This is a genomic window from Halorhodospira sp. 9622, from assembly GCF_022228025.1.
Classification (GTDB): Bacteria; Pseudomonadota; Gammaproteobacteria; order Nitrococcales; family Halorhodospiraceae; genus Halorhodospira; species Halorhodospira halophila_A.
This window is the reverse complement of sequence record NZ_JAJNRE010000116.1, coordinates 1-370: the sequence shown is the minus strand read 5'-3', so window position 1 is coordinate 370 and position 370 is coordinate 1. Positions and strand designations below refer to the sequence as shown.

The following is a 370-nucleotide window of genomic DNA, read 5'->3' as shown; positions in this document are numbered from 1 at the left end:
AGCGATTGATGATCAGATGGAGAACGTCATCATCGCCACGGGCAGTCACTACACCTCGAACGCCGTTGGTACGGGCGGTGGTCCGGTCAGCACGGAGCTGGATCTGAACTGGACTGCTCGGGACAGCGAGGGTTGGTCGGAGAACCTGGACAACGCCATCCGCATCGACGGCAAGAACCAGGTCGATCAGACGGATTACGATGACGCCTTTGGTACGGATGATATTCCGGGGAACCCGGCCGACGAGTTCCAGCTCTTCGGTGACATCACCCTGAACAACGACGGTGCGAGCGACCGTAATGCCGACGTGCAGCTGTCCAACCGCGACGGCGTGGACGGCTGGCTCGCGATGGAGCAGCTGGAGGTCAAT

1 protein-coding gene is annotated in these 370 nt (G+C 60.5%); it reads left to right on the top strand.

What is annotated here, in order from left to right; translation table 11 throughout:
- Positions 1-16: 16 nt before the first annotated feature.
- A partial coding sequence (locus tag LRG07_RS13845; RefSeq protein WP_238642792.1) for a hypothetical protein occupies positions 17-370 on the top strand: 354 nt, incomplete at its 3' end.